The 18,338-nt window shown below is 54.6% G+C and carries 15 protein-coding genes; 8 read left to right on the top strand and 7 right to left on the bottom strand.

Annotation, left to right across the window (positions count from 1 at the left end; translation table 11 throughout):
• The first annotated feature begins 90 nt into the window (after nt 1-90).
• The 5 genes from JRI89_03510 (at nt 91) to JRI89_03530 (ending at nt 5,401) form a co-directional block, all read left to right on the top strand.
• A complete protein-coding gene (locus tag JRI89_03510) occupies nt 91-1,263 on the top strand; it encodes an ABC transporter substrate-binding protein (GenBank protein ID MBW2070301.1) in 1,173 nt (390 codons plus the stop codon).
• 272 nt (nt 1,264-1,535) lie between these two features.
• Nucleotides 1,536-2,459, top strand: coding sequence for a branched-chain amino acid ABC transporter permease (locus JRI89_03515; protein MBW2070302.1), 924 nt, complete (start codon nt 1,536-1,538; stop codon nt 2,457-2,459).
• 98 nt (nt 2,460-2,557) lie between these two features.
• Nucleotides 2,558-3,841, top strand: a complete 1,284-nt coding sequence (locus tag JRI89_03520; GenBank protein MBW2070303.1) for a branched-chain amino acid ABC transporter permease — start codon at nt 2,558-2,560, stop codon at nt 3,839-3,841.
• Between the two features lie 73 nt (nt 3,842-3,914).
• Nucleotides 3,915-4,685, top strand: coding sequence for an ABC transporter ATP-binding protein (locus JRI89_03525; protein ID MBW2070304.1), 771 nt, complete (start codon nt 3,915-3,917; stop codon nt 4,683-4,685).
• Nucleotides 4,685-5,401, top strand: a complete 717-nt coding sequence (locus tag JRI89_03530; GenBank protein MBW2070305.1) for an ABC transporter ATP-binding protein — start codon at nt 4,685-4,687, stop codon at nt 5,399-5,401. Before JRI89_03525 ends, JRI89_03530 begins: the two co-directional genes overlap by 1 nt.
• Nucleotides 5,402-5,415: 14 nt before the next feature.
• Here JRI89_03530 and JRI89_03535 read toward each other — a convergent pair whose 3' ends face one another.
• Entirely contained in the window at nt 5,416-6,567 is a 1,152-nt protein-coding gene (locus JRI89_03535) for an acyl-CoA dehydrogenase family protein (protein ID MBW2070306.1), read from the bottom strand.
• 278 nt (nt 6,568-6,845) lie between these two features.
• Between JRI89_03535 and JRI89_03540 the strand changes: the two genes are divergently transcribed.
• Nucleotides 6,846-7,544, top strand: a complete 699-nt coding sequence (locus JRI89_03540) for a helix-turn-helix transcriptional regulator (protein MBW2070307.1) — start codon at nt 6,846-6,848, stop codon at nt 7,542-7,544.
• Between the two features lie 69 nt (nt 7,545-7,613).
• On the opposite strand, the gene JRI89_03545 is transcribed toward JRI89_03540, so the two are convergent.
• The 3 genes from JRI89_03545 to JRI89_03555 all read right to left on the bottom strand — a co-directional run bounded on the left by JRI89_03545 (nt 7,614) and on the right by JRI89_03555 (nt 11,251).
• Entirely contained in the window at nt 7,614-8,636 is a 1,023-nt protein-coding gene (locus JRI89_03545) for a pyruvate carboxyltransferase (GenBank protein MBW2070308.1), read from the bottom strand.
• A 192-nt stretch (nt 8,637-8,828) separates the two neighbouring features.
• The gene (locus JRI89_03550) at nt 8,829-10,421 is read right to left on the bottom strand and encodes a propionyl-CoA carboxylase (GenBank protein ID MBW2070309.1); all 1,593 of its coding nucleotides are present in this window, start codon (nt 10,419-10,421) and stop codon (nt 8,829-8,831) included.
• Between the two features lie 47 nt (nt 10,422-10,468).
• Nucleotides 10,469-11,251: an enoyl-CoA hydratase/isomerase family protein gene (locus tag JRI89_03555; protein MBW2070310.1), complete on the bottom strand. Its 783-nt coding sequence runs from the start codon at nt 11,249-11,251 to the stop codon at nt 10,469-10,471.
• Nucleotides 11,252-11,698: 447 nt separating this feature from the next.
• Between JRI89_03555 and JRI89_03560 the strand changes: the two genes are divergently transcribed.
• A complete protein-coding gene (locus JRI89_03560; protein ID MBW2070311.1) occupies nt 11,699-12,199 on the top strand; it encodes a hypothetical protein in 501 nt (166 codons plus the stop codon).
• 142 nt (nt 12,200-12,341) lie between these two features.
• Here JRI89_03560 and JRI89_03565 read toward each other — a convergent pair whose 3' ends face one another.
• Entirely contained in the window at nt 12,342-12,569 is a 228-nt protein-coding gene (locus JRI89_03565) for a hypothetical protein (GenBank protein MBW2070312.1), read from the bottom strand.
• 432 nt (nt 12,570-13,001) lie between these two features.
• On the opposite strand from JRI89_03565, the gene rlmD reads away from it, so the two are divergent.
• Nucleotides 13,002-14,423, top strand: a complete 1,422-nt coding sequence (gene rlmD, locus JRI89_03570) for a 23S rRNA (uracil(1939)-C(5))-methyltransferase RlmD (GenBank protein MBW2070313.1) — start codon at nt 13,002-13,004, stop codon at nt 14,421-14,423.
• A 21-nt stretch (nt 14,424-14,444) separates the two neighbouring features.
• Here rlmD and JRI89_03575 read toward each other — a convergent pair whose 3' ends face one another.
• Complete coding sequence (locus JRI89_03575; protein ID MBW2070314.1) at nt 14,445-16,349, bottom strand: type IIA DNA topoisomerase subunit B; 1,905 nt, start codon at nt 16,347-16,349, stop codon at nt 14,445-14,447.
• Nucleotides 16,350-16,418: 69 nt separating this feature from the next.
• A partial coding sequence (locus JRI89_03580; GenBank protein MBW2070315.1) for a DNA topoisomerase occupies nt 16,419-18,338 on the bottom strand: 1,920 nt, incomplete at its 5' end.

Consider the following 18,338-nt stretch of genomic DNA (forward strand, 5'->3'; position numbering starts at 1 on the left):
GTGCTAAAGAATTGATTTATTTGTTTCCCAGCCAAATCAATATGCGTACCCAGAAAGCAGGTTGTCACCCAATCAAAAGGGAGGAGAGGAATGAAAAAGAGTTCTATAATTGTTGTGACGTTGCTGGCCGTGGCACTCATTGTGTCGCCCTCGGTATGGGCAAAGCAAAAGCTTATCAAAATTGGAATCAACGCACCTTTGACCGGAGACATCCCTAAAGTTGGCGAAGGAACCAAGTACGCAGCTCAAATGTGGCTGGAGGATATCAAAGCCGCAGGTGGCCTGGAGGTGGGCGGCAAGAAGTACCCGGTGGAACTGGTTATCGAGGATAATGAATCCAAGGCCGAGTCTGCGGTGAAGGCGAACACCAAGATGATCACCGAAGACGAAGTGCTGGCAATCGTTGGGCCGCAGGCCTCCAAACAGGCGGTGCCTGCCGGTGATGTGGCCAACAACTACAAGACGCCTATGATCAGTCCGTGGTCCACCAATCCGGATACCACCAAAAATCGACCGTACGTGTTTCGTGGCTGCTTTCTCGATCCTTTCCAGGGACCGGTGTTGGCCAATTTTATCACCAAAGAATTTGGTTTCAGTAAAGCGGCGGTGCTCTATGATGTGGCCAGCGATTACCCGAAAGGTCTGGCCGAGTTTTTCAAACAGGCGTGGGAGAAAATCCACGGGCCAGGTTCAGTGGTGGCTTTCGAAAGCTTCACCACCAAAGATGCAGACTTCAGTTCACAGCTCACCAAGATTATTCGCTCGGGTGCCCAGGTGCTGTTCGTACCGCAATATTACAACGAGGTGGCTCTCATTGTGCAGCAGGCTCACGAACTCGGCTGGAACAAGCCGATCGTTGGCAGCGACAGTTGGGGTTCTGCCGAGACGGTCAAGCTGTGCGGCAAAGACTGCTACGGTCTGTTCTTCAGCACCCACTACGCGGCAGCCGGGGCTACCGGGGCAACCAAAGCCTTTATTGATCGGTACAAGAAAAAATACGGCTATGTTCCAGATGACGTGGCTGCCCTGACCTGGGATTCACTGCGCATCGTCCAGCAGGCGATCCAATCGTGCGGCAAAATTACAGGCAACATCGAGAAGGATCGCCTGTGTGTGCGTGATGCTCTGGCAAAGATCAAAGAGTTCGACGGCATTACCGGCAAGATGACTTTTACCGAAGACGGCGATCCGATCAAGTGTGCCGTGATTGTGAAGATCAGCGACAAGGGAGAATACGAGTTTTACAAATCAGTTTGCCCGTAAGGTGAGGTGAGGGCGACGGCTATTTTCCAGTTCGCCATCTCCACCTACCCTGAGAACACACCTCCTGCAGGTGGCACGGGCCAGGGCGCTTCATGCCCTGGCCCCGTTGTTTTGTTTTCCCAAAGACATTGCCACAGAACGGTTTGGGGGAAATACTTATGGGTAGAGCTGCAGCCAAGAGAATAACTTCTAATTTTCAACCAAATAGCCCAATAAAGTCCTTCCTCTTGGCTCTGCGGCTGCCTCAAGCATACAAACCGGAGTAGATCGGCATGGGATTCTTTTTGCAAAATTTGATAAATGCTTTGCAGTGGGGCAGCTTTTATGCCCTCATTGCCCTGGGCTATTCCATGGTCTATGGTGTTCTCATGCTCTTTAACTTCGCTCATGGCGACATCTTTATGGTGGGCGCCTACATAGGTTTCGGTATAGCCTCTGGCCTGTTGGCTCTCACCGCGCTGGGAGGAATCGTTCTTCCCAGCTGGTTGATCCTGGTGCTCACCATTATCATTTCCATGTTTCTTACCTCTTTTGTGGGGATGATCGTGGAAAGGGTGGGGTACAGGCCCCTGCGTGATGCGCCGCGAGCCTCTGCCGCTATTACTGGTCTGATGATCGGCATTATTCTGGAGACGGGCAACCTGGCGCTTCTCGGGGCGAGAAGAGTGAGGTTTCCAACCTTGATCCAATCCACCACTTATGACATTGGGGGCGTGTTCGTAACCAACAAGAAGATCATGATCGTCGTGGTTTCCATTGCTCTCATGTTTGCCCTGCATCAGTTCGTGCGCAAGAGCAAGTGGGGCATGGCCATGAGGGCTATGGCCTTCGACTATGTGGTGGTGCCTCTGCTGGGAGTGCCAATCAACACCATTGCTCGCTTGACCTTTGCCATTGGATCTGCTCTTGCTGCTGCGGCTGGGATACTCTTTGGAGTTGCCTATCCAGTGCTGGATCCATATATGGGCATCGTTTTTGGTTGGAAGGCCTTTGTGGCTGCTATTCTAGGAGGAAGGGGCTCCATTCTCGGAGCAACGCTTGCAGGCTTTTTGCTCGGTTTTATAGAGATTTTCGTAGCCATGATCTTTCCCTCGACTCTGCGAGATTTCATTGCCTATTCCATAATATTGCTGATTCTGACCTTCAGGCCACACGGCTTCTTTGGAGAGCCATACAGTGCCAGGTTGAGGCTTTAGGGAAATCTCAGCTGTTGGCGGCAACAGAATTTACTCTTGAGGTTGGCTGAGGTGATGGTGGGGCTGATGGTTGCAGGAAATTGACAGTGAAAGAGAAGATTGCTGGTTCTCCTTTAGAAACAACATCATCGAAAGGTAAACTTCTGGCGTTTTTTGCCCAGGTGCCCCTGTTGGGTTGGCTTTTTGGGGCCCTGACCGCTGTGCTGGCAGAGCAGTTTCTTGGCAGCCAACTTGTGGACTTGTTGGGGCTTCCCAAGATCCCTGTTCTTTTTGGCTGCATGATAGTGCTCAAGAAGCCGCTGCTGGTGCCTGGAACCCTGGCATATGTGCTGTGCATCTATTTGCTGCCGCTGGCAATTGTCGCCAGGATGGCTGCTCCTTGGTGGAACAAGATCGCCGGCTACCTCTACAGATTGTCTCCCTCTGTGGCCGTGATCGTTCACCTGGTTCTGATGTATGCCATCCTTCATATCTGGTCAGGAATCAGCGCCTACCGCCTCCTGACTGTCAAATTGACTATGATCGCTGTGATGGTGACCCTGAGCCTCAACGTAATCAACGGCTACATGGGAGAGTTTTCCTGTTCGCATCCCGGCTTTCTTGCCCTGGGCGCCTATACCGCCTCTGTATTCACTCTGTTATTTTTTGCCAACGACAAGATCTTCGGTACGGCCTTACTGCCCGCCAGTTTGGGCCCTTTTCTTTTCCCCCTGGCACTTATTTTGGGAGGACTGGTGGCTGCCCTGGGTGCCCTGGCCATTGCGGTGCCTTCTTTTCGAACGCGCGGCGACTATCTGGCAATCATCTCCCTTGCCTTCATGTTCATTGTCAAGAGCATGATCGAGAACCTGGAAATTGTGGGCGGCCCGCGCGGCTTGAGCAGCCAGCCAAACTATGTCAATCTACCTACCGTGTTCATCTGGACTGTTCTCTGTGTCTGGATCATCAACAATTTTGTTCGTTCCACCGTAGGAAAAGCCCTGAACGCCGTGCGCGACGATGAGATGGCAGCCGACGCCATGACCGTGAACACCAGGAGGACCAAAGTAGTGGCCTTCCTCTTTGCGGCATTTTGGGCCGGCATTGCAGGCGGCCTTTTTGCCCATGTGCTGCGCTATGTAAATCCCAGCACCTTTGGCATTCAAAAGCTGGCAGAAGTGCTGGCAATGGTTTATTTTGGTGGACTCAACTCGGTCTATGGCTCTGTGGTCGGCGCCGTCAGTTTGAGTATGCTCAGTGAGGCTCTGCGGCCTCTGGAGCTTTTCAAATGGATCATCATTCCACTGCTGCTCATCCTGGTGATGATTTTTCGACCAACGGGGTTGATCGCCTTCACGGAGTTCGATGTAAAGGGCTTGATTCGGCCGAAGGGGAAGGAATAGAAAAAGATGGCGGCAGACGGATCCTTCACTGGTTCGAAGGAAGCCGGTGCAGCACCAAGTAGAAGATGGTAACATGGCACTTCTTGAGATAAAAGAAATGAGCCACGACTTTGGCGGACTGCGGGCGGTGAACAACTACCATCTCAAGCTGGAGCCGGGCCAAATCAGAGGTCTCATCGGTCCCAACGGTGCGGGCAAGACCACTATTTTCAACCTGGTCACTGGCATTTACACACCAACTCAAGGAGAGATCCTCCTGGACGGCAAATCAATCGTGGGACTCAAACCCTATCAGATTGCCGCCATGGGTCTAGGCAGGACCTTTCAGAACCTCAGGCTGTGGCGGCACATGACAGTGCTCGAGCACGTGAAAATGGCCAGATATTCGAAGATCTCCTATGGACTTGTGGGTGCTTTTCTGGGCACTGCCAGAAGACAGCAGGAGGAGGCAGAAATTGAAGAAAAGGCTTACAGCCTCCTTGAGCTAGTGGGAGTGAGCCAGCATGCCAACCAGCGGGTGCTCAACCTGCCGTATGGTGATCAGCGGCGGGTGGAAATGGCCAGGGCCCTGGCCATTGAACCGCGGATTCTTTTTCTCGATGAACCTACAGCGGGCATGAATCCGGAAGAGCTCATCCAGATGATGGAAATCATTCGCCGCATACATCACGAGCTGGGAGTGGCAATTTTTCTCATTGAGCATCGGCTCAAGATGGTTATGGAACTCTGCGAGATCATTCAGACCCTGGTGTTCGGCGAAGTGATCGCTGAGGGTGAGCCTGAAGAAATTCAAAATAATCCCAAAGTGATAGAAGCATACCTGGGCAAGGAGATGGTTTTGTAATGTTGCTGGTCGAAAACCTCCGGGTCTCATATGGAAATATTCGGGCTCTGCACGGCATAGATTTTGACCTGCAAGAAGGGGAGATCGTCTGTATTATTGGCGCCAATGGTGCCGGCAAGAGCACCACGCTGCGGGCAATATCGCGGCTGGTTCCTGTTGAGCCTGGCAGCAAGCTGACCTACAACGGGGAAGACCTGTTGAAACACCCTGCCGACAAAGTGGTGAGCAAGTTTGGCATCTCTCATGTGCCCGAAGGAAGACGAGTATTCGACAACCTGACGGTGTTGGAAAACCTCAAACTGGCCACTTTTTCCCGGAAAGACGGCGCTCGTCGAATACTTCAAGATCTCGAGAGAGTCTTTGCCATCTTTCCACGGTTGGAGGAGAGAAGGCTGCAAAAGGCCGGCACCTTGAGCGGCGGCGAACAGCAGATGCTGGCCATAGGCAGGGCTTTCATGAGCGGCCGCAACGTAATGTTATTGGACGAGCCGTCCATGGGCCTGGCACCTTTACTGATGCTGCACGTCTTTGAAGCGCTCAAGGAAATCAACCAGGAGGACGGCACCACCATTCTTCTTGTGGAGCAAAACGCCCAACTCGCCCTGCAGTTTGCTCGCAGGGGGTATGTCCTGGAAAACGGCCGCTTAGTGATGCAGGGGGATTCGGCTTCCTTGCTGGCGGATCCCGAGGTAAAAAAGGCATATCTGGGCGGTTGAGGAGTTTTGCCGGCCTAGAGAGCACCAATCAGCCTGGCGATCACCAGGCGCATAATCTCCGAGGTGCCCTCGCCAATTTCCAGCAGCTTCTGGTCCCGATAGAAGCGTTCCACCTCGAAGTCCTTCATGAGGCCGTAGCCGCCGTGCAGCTGCACGGCGTGATTGGCGCAGCGGCCCATCACCTCCGAACAGAACAGTTTGGCCATGGCTGCCTCTCTGGTGAAGGGTTTGCCCCTGTCCTTGAGCCAGCATGCTTTGTAGAGAAGGAGTCTGGCCAGTTCGATCTCGGTGGCCATATCAGCGAGTTTGAAGGCGTTTACCTGAAACTGGGCAATGGGGCGGTTGAACTGGATACGTTCTTTGGCATACTTCAAGGACCGTTCGTAGCAACCCTGGGCGCCGCCGAGGCCCATGGCAGCGATAGCCAGCCTGCCGCGGTCCAGAGTCTGCAGCATCTGGTGAAAGCCTTCTCCCTGCTTGCCCAGGAGATTTTCTCTGGGGACTCGACAGTCGTCGAAATAGAGTTCGCTGGTATTGGAGGCGCGCCAGACCATCTTGCCCTTCATTTCTCGGGCTTCGTAGCCGGCAGTGCCATTCTCCACCAGGATGCAGCTCAATTCTTTCTTGCCGTCCTCCCTGAGACCAGTTTTCGCCAGTATTGTGGTGCCGAGGGAAATCTCACTGGAGGCATTGGTGATAAAAATTTTGCTGCCGTTGATCACCCAGTGGTCGCCGTCCAGAACTGCAGTGGTTTGGGTATTGCCAGCGTCAGAGCCGGCATTTGCTTCCGTGAGACCGAAGCCCCACAGGGCTTCGCCACTGCAGAGCTTGGGGAGATATTTGCGCTTCTGCTCTTCAGTGCCGAATTCATAAATGGGGCCGATGCCCAGAGAGTTGGCAGCTGCCACGGTGGCTGCCTGCGAGCCGTCAACTCGGGCCAGCTCTTCGGTGGCGATAATGTAGCCCAGGTAGTCGAGACCCTGTCCGCCGTAAGTTTCCGGGACAACCATGCCGAAGAGCCCCAGTTCACCCATAGCCCGGGTCAATTCTACGGAAAACTCTTCTCGGGCATCGAGCTCCATTGCCCTGGGGCGTATTTCTCGTTCAGCAAAGCTGCGGACTGTGCTTCGCAAGATTTCATGTTCTGTGGAGACGGTGAAGTCCATGTCAACTCCTGAGATCATCTGCAGGCAAAAAGCCTGGATGAACAACAGCAAGACTGTTGTCCGGGGAAAATGGTGTCAGAGCCATGGAAATTTTGCGGCAGCAGAAGGGTTTCCGGGGAGATCTTGCCGGTGCCATCCCACGGCAGGCCATCCCCGCTTTCGACTTTTCCTTTGCAAACGACACGCTAAACGCGTTATCATTAGTGATCTGCCGCAGCTGTTCGTCGGCTGTCCAAGTGTTCATTTGATGAAAACCTCTGGCCTGGTGGAGCACATTCATGGGTAAAGCAGGCATGAGACCTCCTTCTGATGAGGGCAAGAAACCGCACTCCTCCTATCCTCAGGAGCCGCACGAACAGGAATTCCTCGAGGGAATCAGCAAGACTTCTGCCTATGCCCCCGAGCCAGAAGAACCAACAGGCATTGGGGAGCGGATCAGGAAGCTTCGGCATCTCAGGGGCCTTTCTCTTGCCGAGGTGAGCCGCAGAACCGGTCTTGCAGAAAAAGTTCTCCAGGATGTGGAAGCAGATGCCATAGCACCGCCTCTGGGTACTCTGGTCAAATTGGCCAGAGCCATGCACATGAAAATGGGGCAGCTGCTCACTGATGGTGAACCGAAATCCTTTGTCATCACTCGCAAACATGAAGGCAAGCCAGTGAGCAGACGGGCCGCTCAGCAACAAGACAGGTACGGCTACTCCTATCTTTCTCTGACCCCCGGGATGAGCGACCGCAGTATGGAGCCTTTCCTGGTGACACTGGCCCCCACCGAGGAGGAACTCCCGGGATCGGTGCATGAAGGAGAAGAGTTTCTCTATGTGCTGGAAGGGGAAATGGAAGTGATCATCGGTGAACATCGCGATGTGCTCTATCCAGGAGATTCCATTTATTATCATTCCTCCACTCCCCACCTGGTCAAATGCCACCGCAGCACACCCACCCGCATCATTGCAGTGCTCTTTGCTGAAACCACCTGAACTGCGGGCTCGGCCCTGCCGCGGGGAGGTGCGCTGCTGCGGGCAAGGCCGAGCGGCTGGCAGCGCTGCTCAATGATCGAGAATTCCTGTGGGTTCTTTGGGGATCCTCCCGGTGTGGACACACTCTGAGCGCAGCTGCCGACCGAGAATCTTCTCCAGGGTCCGGCCTATGACAAGCAGGTGATCAACGTCTATGCCGGTGTCGATTCCCATCTCATCCATCATGACCACCATGTCTTCCGTAGACACCAGGCCGGTAATTTTCGGATCTTTGGTGTAATAGGCGCCGGTGCCGGCAACAGGCACACCATCAACAAAATTGGCGGGCTGACCACCGGTTCCTCCCAGGGTCCCTTCAAAGTGCGTCACTCCCGCCTGCAGGGCGGCAAGCACATTGGCCAAGCCCCAGCCCCTGGTGACGTGGAAGTGGGCCACGTGCAGGGTGGGATCTGGTATTGCATCCAGCACCATGCTGAAATAGTCGTAGACCCTGTTTGGCGGGGCGGAACCGTCATGGTCTGCATGTTCTATGTCGTCTGCGCCAATTGCCAGCCACCTCTTGGTAAAATCCAGGGCCTTTCGCATGTCTGTGGGACCTTCTATGGGACAGCCCCAGATGGTGCTCACAGTGCCGCATACCTTCATGCCGTTGTCGTGCGCCTTGGCGGTGTACTGCTCGGCCATCCTCCAGTAGTCCTCCAGGGAAAGTCCTGAATTGACCTTGTGATGTGACTCACTGGTGGAAACCATAAAAAGGATCCGATCCGGACCGTAACCCTGCCGCCGGCACTCGATGGCTCGCTCAACGGCACGCTCACGTATGGTGATGGCGGTAATCTCCACGTCCTGCAAACGATCAGCCACGATCTTGCTGCTGCTGAGGAGCTGCAGGAGCTCGTCTGCGTCGGCAAATTGCGGCATTCTCTTTGGATTGCCAAAGTTGGTCACTTCAATCCGCTTGAAGCCGGCAAGAATGAGCTGTTCAGCAAGCCACAGCTTGGCCCTGGTGGGGATGAACTTTTCCTCATGCTGCAGGCCGTCGCGTACCGTAATGTCTCCTAAGGTTACCTTTTTCGGATAGTGGAGGTTCATTGTCACTCCTTGGCCTCAGTTGATGAACTGTTCTATACACTAGACAGGGGCAGACACCCATGGACATGTGCCAATGGCTGCCTGGGCCGAGGTCTGGCAGCCCATGTCCTGTCGGGGAGCAAGCTTGCCCACCCCGGCGACTCGATATGGTTCAGATAGACCCAGCAGGCCGGCAGAAGCTGGCAGAACTGCTCAAAAGCGGAAGTTGCCGAAGCTGCTTTCCGGAATCGGTTTGAGCAGACTTACCTCGAATGCCAGGGCCAGAGCCGACCTGATTTCTTTGAAGCGAAGTATACGGTCATTGAAGAGTCTGGCCCCACAGTAAAATGGGTGGGCCTCCATCTCGTACTTGGCCAGCAGCTCCGCCTGAAAAGTGGCAGCTTCTGCCTCGGTCATCTCCCGGCCTCGCGCCCGTCGTTTTCTTCTTTCCAGACTCAAGAGAACCTCGGCGGCAGAGCGTCCTGACATCACCGAAGTCCTGGCCCTCATGGTTGAGAAGAGAAAATGGGGTCTGTAGGCTCGGCCACACATGCCATAATTGGCAGCGCCATTGTCAGGTCCTATCACCAGCTGGATCCTGGGCACCCTGGCATTGGACACAGCGCGCACCATGTCGGCGCCGTACTTGCCGATGCCTCCATGCTCCGCTTCAGAGCCCACCATATAGCCGGGAGAATTCTGGATGAAAAGCAGGGAGATCTTTTCCACAGCGCAGCGAATGATGAACTCGGTAGCCTTGCGGGCAGCTTCCACAAATATGATTCCTGAACTGTTGGCTGCCACAATGCCCACCGGGATGCCTTTGATGCAGCTTTTCCCGGTGACAATGTTATCGCCGCGGCCAGGAGCGTATGTTCGCTTGTATTCCACAAAGCTGCCGCCGTCCACAATGCAATCGATGAAACGCCGCACATTTACCGCCTGATGTACGCCCGTGGGCATGAGCTGGTAGATGGTCTCTTCGGCAACCGCCGGCGGGATTTCTTCCCTCCTGGCCATGTACAGCTTCTGAGGCGGTTCCAGTGCCAATATCTCTCTTACCCGAGAGATACCTTCGAGCTGATTCTTGCAGCAGTGATCGGCTCCGCCGGAGACCTGTGTGTGGATTCTGGCGCCACCCAGAGCTTCGGCGTCGATCTCCTGGCCGATGGCTGCTTTGACCAGCGGCGGCCCGCCGAGGAAAGAATAGGCCAGACCTTCGAGCATCACTGCTTCGTCTGCCATAAAGACGATGTACGCCCCTCCGGCAGTATTGCCACCAGTACTGAGTGTTATCTGCTTCAGACCCTGGGCCGACATCCTCGCCATGTTGTAGAACATGGAGCCAAAGTGGCCGTCATCAGGGAATACTTCTGCCTGCATTGGCAGGAAGGCTCCACCTGAATCAGCAATGTAGACACAATTGAGGCCGCATTGCTCAGCAATGGCTTGGGCCCGCATATGTTTTTTCAGAGTGATGGGAAAATAAGTGCCGGCTTTCACCCTGCTGTCATTGGCAATCACCATGGTCCAGTTGCCGTGAATCTTGCCCAGACCGGTAACCAGGCCGCCGCAGGGTACGTCTGTGATGCCGCCGGGGTAATTCATGCCAAAGCCTGCCACAATACTGAGCTCAAAAAACTCACTGCCGGGATCTATGAGGGCGTTGATGAGCTCTCTTACTGGCTGCTTGCCCTGCTTGGCCAGCCGGGCTATTGCCTGCTGGCCGCCAGGATTGATCGCTTGCTGAACGCGCTCCTCTAGCAGCTCCTCCTGTTTGAGCCAGTGCTCTCTATTTTCTTGCATTTGTTTGTCTCACCTAGGGGACCTTGTCGTTGACAATAATTTGCCAGCTACCTTCCCCTGTAGATCGGTTGCCGCTTTTCTGCAAAAGCCGCCAGCCCTTCCAGGCGGTCTTCAGTGGGAATGCATCGCTCATAAGCGCTTGCTTCTATGGCCAGGCCGCTGTGCAGGTCGACAGACATCCCCTTGTTGATGGCAAACTTGGCCTGCGCCAGCGCAATAGGGCCAGCCTGGCACATCTCTTCAGCCAGCTCTAAACATGTCTGCATGAGTGACTCCTGCTCAACCACCCGGTTGAGAAGCCCCAAAGAGTATGCTTCCCGAGCTGATATTACTTTGCCAGTGAAAATAAGTTCTTTGGCAGCTGCCACGCCCACCAGGCGCGGCAGCCTCTGGGTGCCGCCGGCTCCAGGAATGATGGCCAGGCGGGTCTCTGTGAGACCCAGAGTGGCACTGGCCGCTGCCAGCCGCAGGTCGCAGGCTAGCGCCAGTTCTGTTCCACCTCCCAGGGCTGTGCCATTTATGGCGGCAATCACAGGAATCGGCAATTCTTCCACAGCCTGCAAGAGCTTGCGGATGGTGAAAAGGAAGCGTCTCACCTGGCTCTCGGTCATGGAGGCACGCTCCTTAAGATCTGCACCGGCGCAAAAGGCCTTGCTGCCGGCGCCGGTAATCAACAGCACTCGTATATTATCCGAAAAGAAAGTCTCGTGCACTGCCTTTTCAAGCTGAACGAGCAGCTGCAAATTGAGCGCATTGCGCACCTGCGGCCGATTGAGGGTCAGGATACGGACAGCGGCTCTGTCTTCCACCAACAAGATTTGTTCTGCCATGGACTTGTCAGCCTCCTGAACGAGTTTCTTGCAGCTTCTGCTGAGGCTACCCCTCGCTATGGCGGCAGGGGCACCGTCTACCTGCAGGCGGCATGCTGCTGAGGAGAACATCCTTTCTCAGGGCCGCTAGTCTTGCAAGTAAGGCCAGCACAAGCTGCCGATCCAAGGGAGCAGCATGGATTCCCTCCGGATAATATTTATTGCTGAAAGAGCCTGTCAAGCGGAAAGTCTTTGCAGCAAAAGCAGTGTTTTTTGGCAGCTGCAGAAGGAAGGGTCTACGGTGAAGTAGGTGCCGGAGAGATTGCAGATGCAGCCAGTGATAATATTTCCTATTCCAATTTGGCTGAATATCGTTTATGATGCCTTCACGTGAAAGTTATTATTATCTCGAAGTCCGCCGTTTTTCCGCCTATGCTTCATTTGCCCCAATCTGAGACGAGAGGTTCGATGGTGGCGCAGGTCGTCTGGAAAAATATCATTTGGTCCGGTGCCGACAGGGAGCGGAGCATCAAAGAGCTGCTGACCATTCTCAAGGGCTATGGTCCCATGGAAGTTCTTCACTTTGAAAAGCCAGGTGAATTTCAGGGCAGACTCAGTTTGTGGTTGGATGAGCGCGGCATCAAACAACTCACCCTGTTCCATCTGGAAGTTCTCGGTGAAAAGAGAAAGGGCACTGGCCGCAGGGCCCTGCAGCACCTGCGCAAGATTTTCGGAGGCGACGTCTTTGTCCAGGATCCAGGAGAATCCGCTTCAGTGTCTGAGGAGCTCACCGGAGGAATCCACGTTCGCCAGCCTAACCGGGAAAGTGCCATGTTTTGGGTTAGGATGTTCGAAGAGGGAGTGATTCAATCTGTAGAGGGAGATCTCATGAACCTGGACGAAAGCACAACTCCTGAAGACCTGGAGAAGATAAGGAGTGAGTTTGCCGAAAACCAGCAAGAAGACTAGTTGCCAGGCAATAGTGCTCCTGCGGTCGCCAGCAATCTGCATGCATTCAGCCCCCCGCGAGCCTCTCGGCAGGAAGTGGGCAATTGTCTTCATGCCACTGGCGGCTATGGCATGTCTGACTGGGAAACGGAGGCAAGCGGCTTCAGGCCTGGCCCACCAGCAGACTCATGAGTCGCTGCCGTTGTTCTCTACGCTGGGCCTTGGTTGTCGGCCGGTAATATCTCAAGCCACCACATTCAGACACTCTGATAGTGCCGTCTAAGGCGAGAGCACACCTGTGATTTGACTCACCGCTATCATTCCTGTCAAGTCTGTGTTTACAATTGTAACACTCCCTAAAGCGACAACGGCTATCTCTGGGTGCTGTCATGAAGGCCTCCTTGCGAAAGGGATCCAAGGCTCCGGATAAGGTTGGACTCCAAGGACCACACAAATTGGGCACGCACAGCTATTTGGCACACTGGGGGGCGTGAGGTTGGGGAGATGGCTTTGTTCTGTCTAATGTTGACCATCCCTATAAAATGATGTGAGGTGGAACGGTACATCTAATTAATTAAAATATACCCTGTTGCCGCAAGAAAGGCAAACCCTTTTTCCCCCGAGTAGCTTACGGCAGGCAAAGTTCATCTACCTCGGCAGTTGACAAAGGATGTGGCCACAATGTGCCTTGCTTTGCTGCCTTTGGCCACGGCGACTGCCTGATTCTTCGAGGCCTGGACAGGTCCTTGCTTGCCAGTATCTTCTGTTGGAGGTATGGTTATTGTTGCTCATTCTGGTGGATTGTAGACTTGCAGAGGCTGTTATGGTGGTACTGAAGAAAGGGGCGGATGTCGAGCTGCTTATCGAAAAGGCTTCTTTTGGGGGCAAAGGGGTGGCTCGCCTGAATGGCTTTGTGGTTTTTGTGCAGCATGCTATTCCCGGCCAGCGCGTTCTAGCCAGAATCATCCGCAAGAAGAAGGCCTATGCCGAGGCCAGAGTACTGTCGGTCCTGGAAGAGTCCGATTATGCTATTTTGCCCCGGTGCAGTCATTTTGGTTCTTGCGGCGGTTGCCTCTGGCAAAATGTTCCTTATGCTAGACAGCTGGATATCAAGCGGCAGCTGGTCTTCGACTGTCTCGCCCATATTGGAGGCCTTGCAGAGCATTTGGTTCGCCCGGTAAGACCTTCTCCCCAGGTCTACTATTATCGCAACAAAATGGAGTTTTCTTTTGGAGACGAGCGGTGGCTCGAACCTGGAGAGCTCAAGCTGGAACATTTGCCCAAGCCCCGCAATTTTGCCCTTGGCCTCCATGTGCGGGGGCGCTTCAACAGGGTGCTGGACCTGGAAGAATGCCACCTGCAACATGCCGACACTGCTGAAATTCTGGCTGTGGTGCGGCAATTCGCCCGGACATCGGGGCTGCCACCCTACAACAGCCGCGACCACACAGGGTTCTGGCGATTCCTGGTGGTGCGGCACAGTAGATACAGCGACACTATGATGGTTGAGATCATCACAGCGCCCCATCGAAGTGGCCCGAAGCTGCTAGCCCAACTCGCTGCCATGCTGCAGCGCCGCCTGCCTGCCGTGGCCACAATAGTTCACGGTGTGAGCGCCAAAAAGGCGCAAATAGCCAGCGCTGACAGTCGGCTGGTGCTGTGCGGCCCCGGCTACCTGGAGGAAAGACTTGGCAGCCTCTGTTTTCGCATTTCACCCGGAGCTTTCTTTCAAACCAATACCTCGGGTGCAGAAATCCTGGTGCAAGAGGTGCTGGAGGCTGCTGGTCTGAGCGGCGTAGAAGAGGTCTGGGATCTCTACTGCGGCACCGGTGCCCTCACCCTGCACCTGGCCTCGAGAGCTGGAAAAGTAGTTGGTTTCGAGATAGTGCCGCAAGCGGTTGTCGATGCTTGCGCCAACGCCAGACTCAACAATTTGACGAACTGTGAATTTGTGGTGGGAGATATGCGAGCCCTGTTTCAGCAGACCGCCACCTGGTCTGGCCATTCCTCAGTGCCCGAGGTGGTGGTGACCGACCCTCCACGAGCCGGCATGCACCCCAAGGTTGTCAGGGGTCTCCTGGAGCTGGGCCCGCCGCGTATCGTCTACGTCTCCTGCAATCCTGCTACCCTGGCTCGCGACCTGAAGCTTCTCCAGGAGCAATACCGCCTGCATCACATTCAGCCAGTGGACCTCTTTCCGCACACGGCGCACATCGAGGTGGTGGCTCTGCTGGCAAGAGAGTGAGCAAAGAGGGCGAAGTCCTGCCTAGGCGTCTATGTCGCGAACAAAGGTGGCGTTTTCCTGAATAAAGGCATAGCGTTTGGCCGGTTCCCGACCCATGAGAGTTTCAAAGGTCTCGTTGGTTCTCTCAGCATCCTCTATGGTTACTTGCAGAGCTCTCCTCTTTTGTGGGTCCATGGTTGTTTCTTTGAGCTCGGCAGCGTTCATTTCGCCCAGGCCTTTGAATCGTTGAATTGAGACCTTCCTGGCAGACAGTTTTGCCAGCAGCTCCTCCTTTTCTTCCTCCAGGTAGACATAGTGCACCGAGCGCTTCTTGCCGTCTCTGGCCTGAATGCGGTAGAGAGGGGGTTGGGCGAGAAAGATATGGCCTTTTTCTATGAGTTCGGGCATGTACCTGAAGAAAAAGGTGAGCAGCAGGGTAGAGATGTGAAAGCCGTCCACGTCGGCGTCGCAGTTGATAAAAATTTTGCCGTAACGCAGCCCTCGGTAGTCAAACTGGTTGCCAGCGCCGGTGCCGATGCACTGGATGAGATCCTGGATCTCCCGATTCTTCCTGATGCGCTCGGCACTGGCCTGCTCCACGTTGAGAATCTTGCCGCGCAAGGGCAACACTGCCTGAAAACGGCGATCCCTGGCCTGCTTGCTCGAACCTCCTGCTGAATCTCCCTCGACAATGAAGAGCTCGTTTTCCTCCAGGCGATTGGAGGTGCAGTCTGCCAGCTTGCCAGGAAGGGTGAGACGTTTGCTGCTGCGCTTTCGTCGGACGCTCTTGCGGGCCTGTCGGGAGGCTTCCCGGGCCTGGGCTGCCAGCAGCACCCTGTCCACTATGGCTTCAGCCGCCGAACCATTGTGAAAAAGATAGTTCTCGAAGGCATCCTTTACCACAGATTCTACCTGGGGTTGAATATCCGAGTTGAGGCGTTCCTTGGTCTGCCCCTGAAACTCTAGATTCCCAGAAACGAACACGGACAATACCGCCACCAGCCCCTCGCGCACATCTTCGGCAGTTACTGTCTTTACTTTTCTGGCCAGACTGTTCTTGCGGGCCATGTACTCTCGCAGCGCCCGGACGATGCCATGGCGAAAGCCGTTTTCGTGGGAGCCTCCGCCACTGGTATAGACAGAATTGGCATAGGAATAGATGGTTCGCTCTGAGGACATGGTCCACCACAGGGCCAGCTCCAAGCGCAGATCATTTTCGTAGTTGATATAAAATGGCTCCTCTGTAATGATTTCTTTGTTGGCCACCAGGTCACTGAGGTAGTTTTTGATGCCCTCTTCGAAGAAGAAGCGTTCGGTGCTGTCTCCGACCTGGTCCTCCACGATTACGGCCAGCCCTCGGGTGAGAAAGGCCTTGGCTTTAGCCTGTTCTTTTATGATATGCGGGTCAAACCTGATGTCTTTGAAGATATCAGGATCCGGGCGAAACATGATGGTGGTGCCCCGCTCTTTGGTGGGCCCCAGATTCAACAGCTTGCTCTTGCGTTTTCCTCTTGAGAATTCCTGCTGCCATATGGTGCCATCTCTTCGGGAAATCACCCGCATGAACTCACTGAGGGCGTTGACCACCGATATGCCAACGCCATGGAGACCTCCAGAAACCTTGTAGCTCTTGGTGGAGAACTTGCCTCCGGAGTGGAGGGAAGTCATGATAGTCTCTAGAGTATTCTTGCGGGATTGAGGGTGTTTGTCTACTGGAATGCCACGACCGTTGTCGGTTACCGTGATAGTGTTGTCTGTACCTATGGTGATGTGGATTCTGGTGCAATAGCCGTTCAAGGCTTCATCCACCGCATTGTCCAGGGCCTCGGTAAACAGATGATGCAGGCCGGTGCTGGAGGTGTTGCCGATGAACATCCCTGGTCGGAGGCGTACCGGCGCCAATCCTTTGAGAACCTGAATGTCCCTGCCTGTATAACTGTCTGCCATTTCGTCTCCGCAGACGGCTTGTCGCCTGACTGCCAGAACACGGGCTGCTGTTGTCCGCTGTGGCACCGGCTAGTGGTTGCCAGTTGCTTCCTCTGACTTGAGACTGATTCGGACGATGCCTCCCCGAACAAGCTTTCCTTTGGCGCCTCTCTTGTGGATAGGCAGTTGGGCCGCCTGCAGTTCCCTTACTGTGCCCTTGGAATTTTCCACCAGCAAGACGTCATCTGCATTCATTGGACAAAAAAAGAGTATCCCGGGAGGCTCCGGCTGCATCAAGCGCACTCCTCTTCCCACCCCGGCCAGTGCCTTAACCTCTGCCATCCGGATGATGAGAAGCCTGCGGCTGGTGGCCAGAGCCAGTAGGGAGCCATTCAGCGGGCACACCCCCAGGACCTCATCTCCTGGAGCCAGCCGGGCATAAGAGCGTCCTTTTCGAGTGGTTGTTTCCTTCAGACTGCTGCGGTCGAATCTGAAGCCTCTGCCCTGTCGGGTGACCACCAGGCATTGATGGGCGCTCTGTTCCCTGGCGGCCGCTTTATTCTCCAGGTTGTCGGCAAGAAAGGTGAGCTGACCGTACTGGTCTGCAGTCACAGGTCTCTTTTCCTGCAGTGCTGTTGCTGCGGCTGCAGGGCCGTTCACCTCTCCAGGAAGAGCAGCCACCAGTCTTTCCTGGTCTTGAAAAGTGAAGACAGTCTGGATGGGATCCCCATAGCCCTTCCCTGAGACGTGCAGATCATAGACCCGGCTCACATATACCTGGCCAAAATTGGAAAAAAAGGCCACCGTGTTGCTGGTATTGGTGCCTATTACTGCCAGGATCTCGTCCCCTTCCTTGAGGAGTTGCGTTCGCACATCGAAGGTCTTTACTCGCTTGAGCCAACCGTTGCGGGTCACCACCACAAAGACATCTTCGTGCACCACAAAATCTTCTTTGTCGTAAGTGTATTCGGCTGCAGAGGCTATGACCGCAGTGCGGCGCGCATCGCCATAGATTTTCTTGATTGCTGTTATCTCCCGGCGCACCGCCTGCCAGATCTTTACGCCGCTGCCCAGAATAGCTTTGATCTGGCGCAGCCTCTTTTCTCGTTGTCGCAGTTCCTCCTCGATCTTGCTGATCTCCAGCCGCACCAGAGAATGGAGACGCAGTTCCAAGATGGCCTTTGCCTGCTCGTCATCCAGGTCAAAGCGCGCCTTGAGATTCTCATGGGCCTCGGCGCGGTCTCTTGCCACCCGGATGATGGCAATGGCTGCATCCAGGTCAACGAATATGCGGCTGAACCCATGAAGAATGTGGATGCGCTTCTCCAGATTGGCCTGTTCGAATCGCAGCTTTCTGACCACCACCTCTTTGCGAAAATCAAGGTAGTGATTGAGGATTTCTTTGATCGACAAGCGCTCCGGCACAGCCCCAGGAGTGAGGCAGGTGAAGTTCAGGGGGTAATTGATTTCCATTTCAGTGTGCTTGAAAAGATATGCCATCACTTTGGCAGGATCTGCCCTGCCGTTTTTCAATTCCAGGACAATGCGAACATTCTCAGTACTCTCATCTTTGACATCCACCACCATGGGCAGGCGTCGGCTGGCGATGAGAGCCGCAATTTTCTCTACCAGTTTGGCCTTGTTCACCGAGTAGGGGATGGAAGTTATTATCAGCTGTTTTCTGCCCCGCTTCAGAGTCTCTACCTCGAATTGACCACGTACTTTTATGCCCCCTTTGCCGCGCCGATAGATCTCCACCAGTTCATCCGCTGCCAGAATGATCTGACCGCCAGTGGGAAAATCAGGTCCCTTAATATGAGACATGATCTCGGCAGTGTCTGCTTCGTCGTTGTCAATGAGATGGATGAGCGCCTGGCATACTTCGGTAAGGTTGTGCGGCGGGATATTGGTGGCCATGCCCACTGCAATGCCGCTGGCCCCATTTATGAGCAAGTTCGGGATGCGAGCCGGCAGCACTCCCGGTTCGCTGAGGGTGCCGTCATAGTTGCT

The sequence above is a fragment of the Deltaproteobacteria bacterium genome (assembly GCA_019309045.1).
Classification (GTDB): Bacteria; Desulfobacterota; Syntrophobacteria; order BM002; family BM002; genus JAFDGZ01.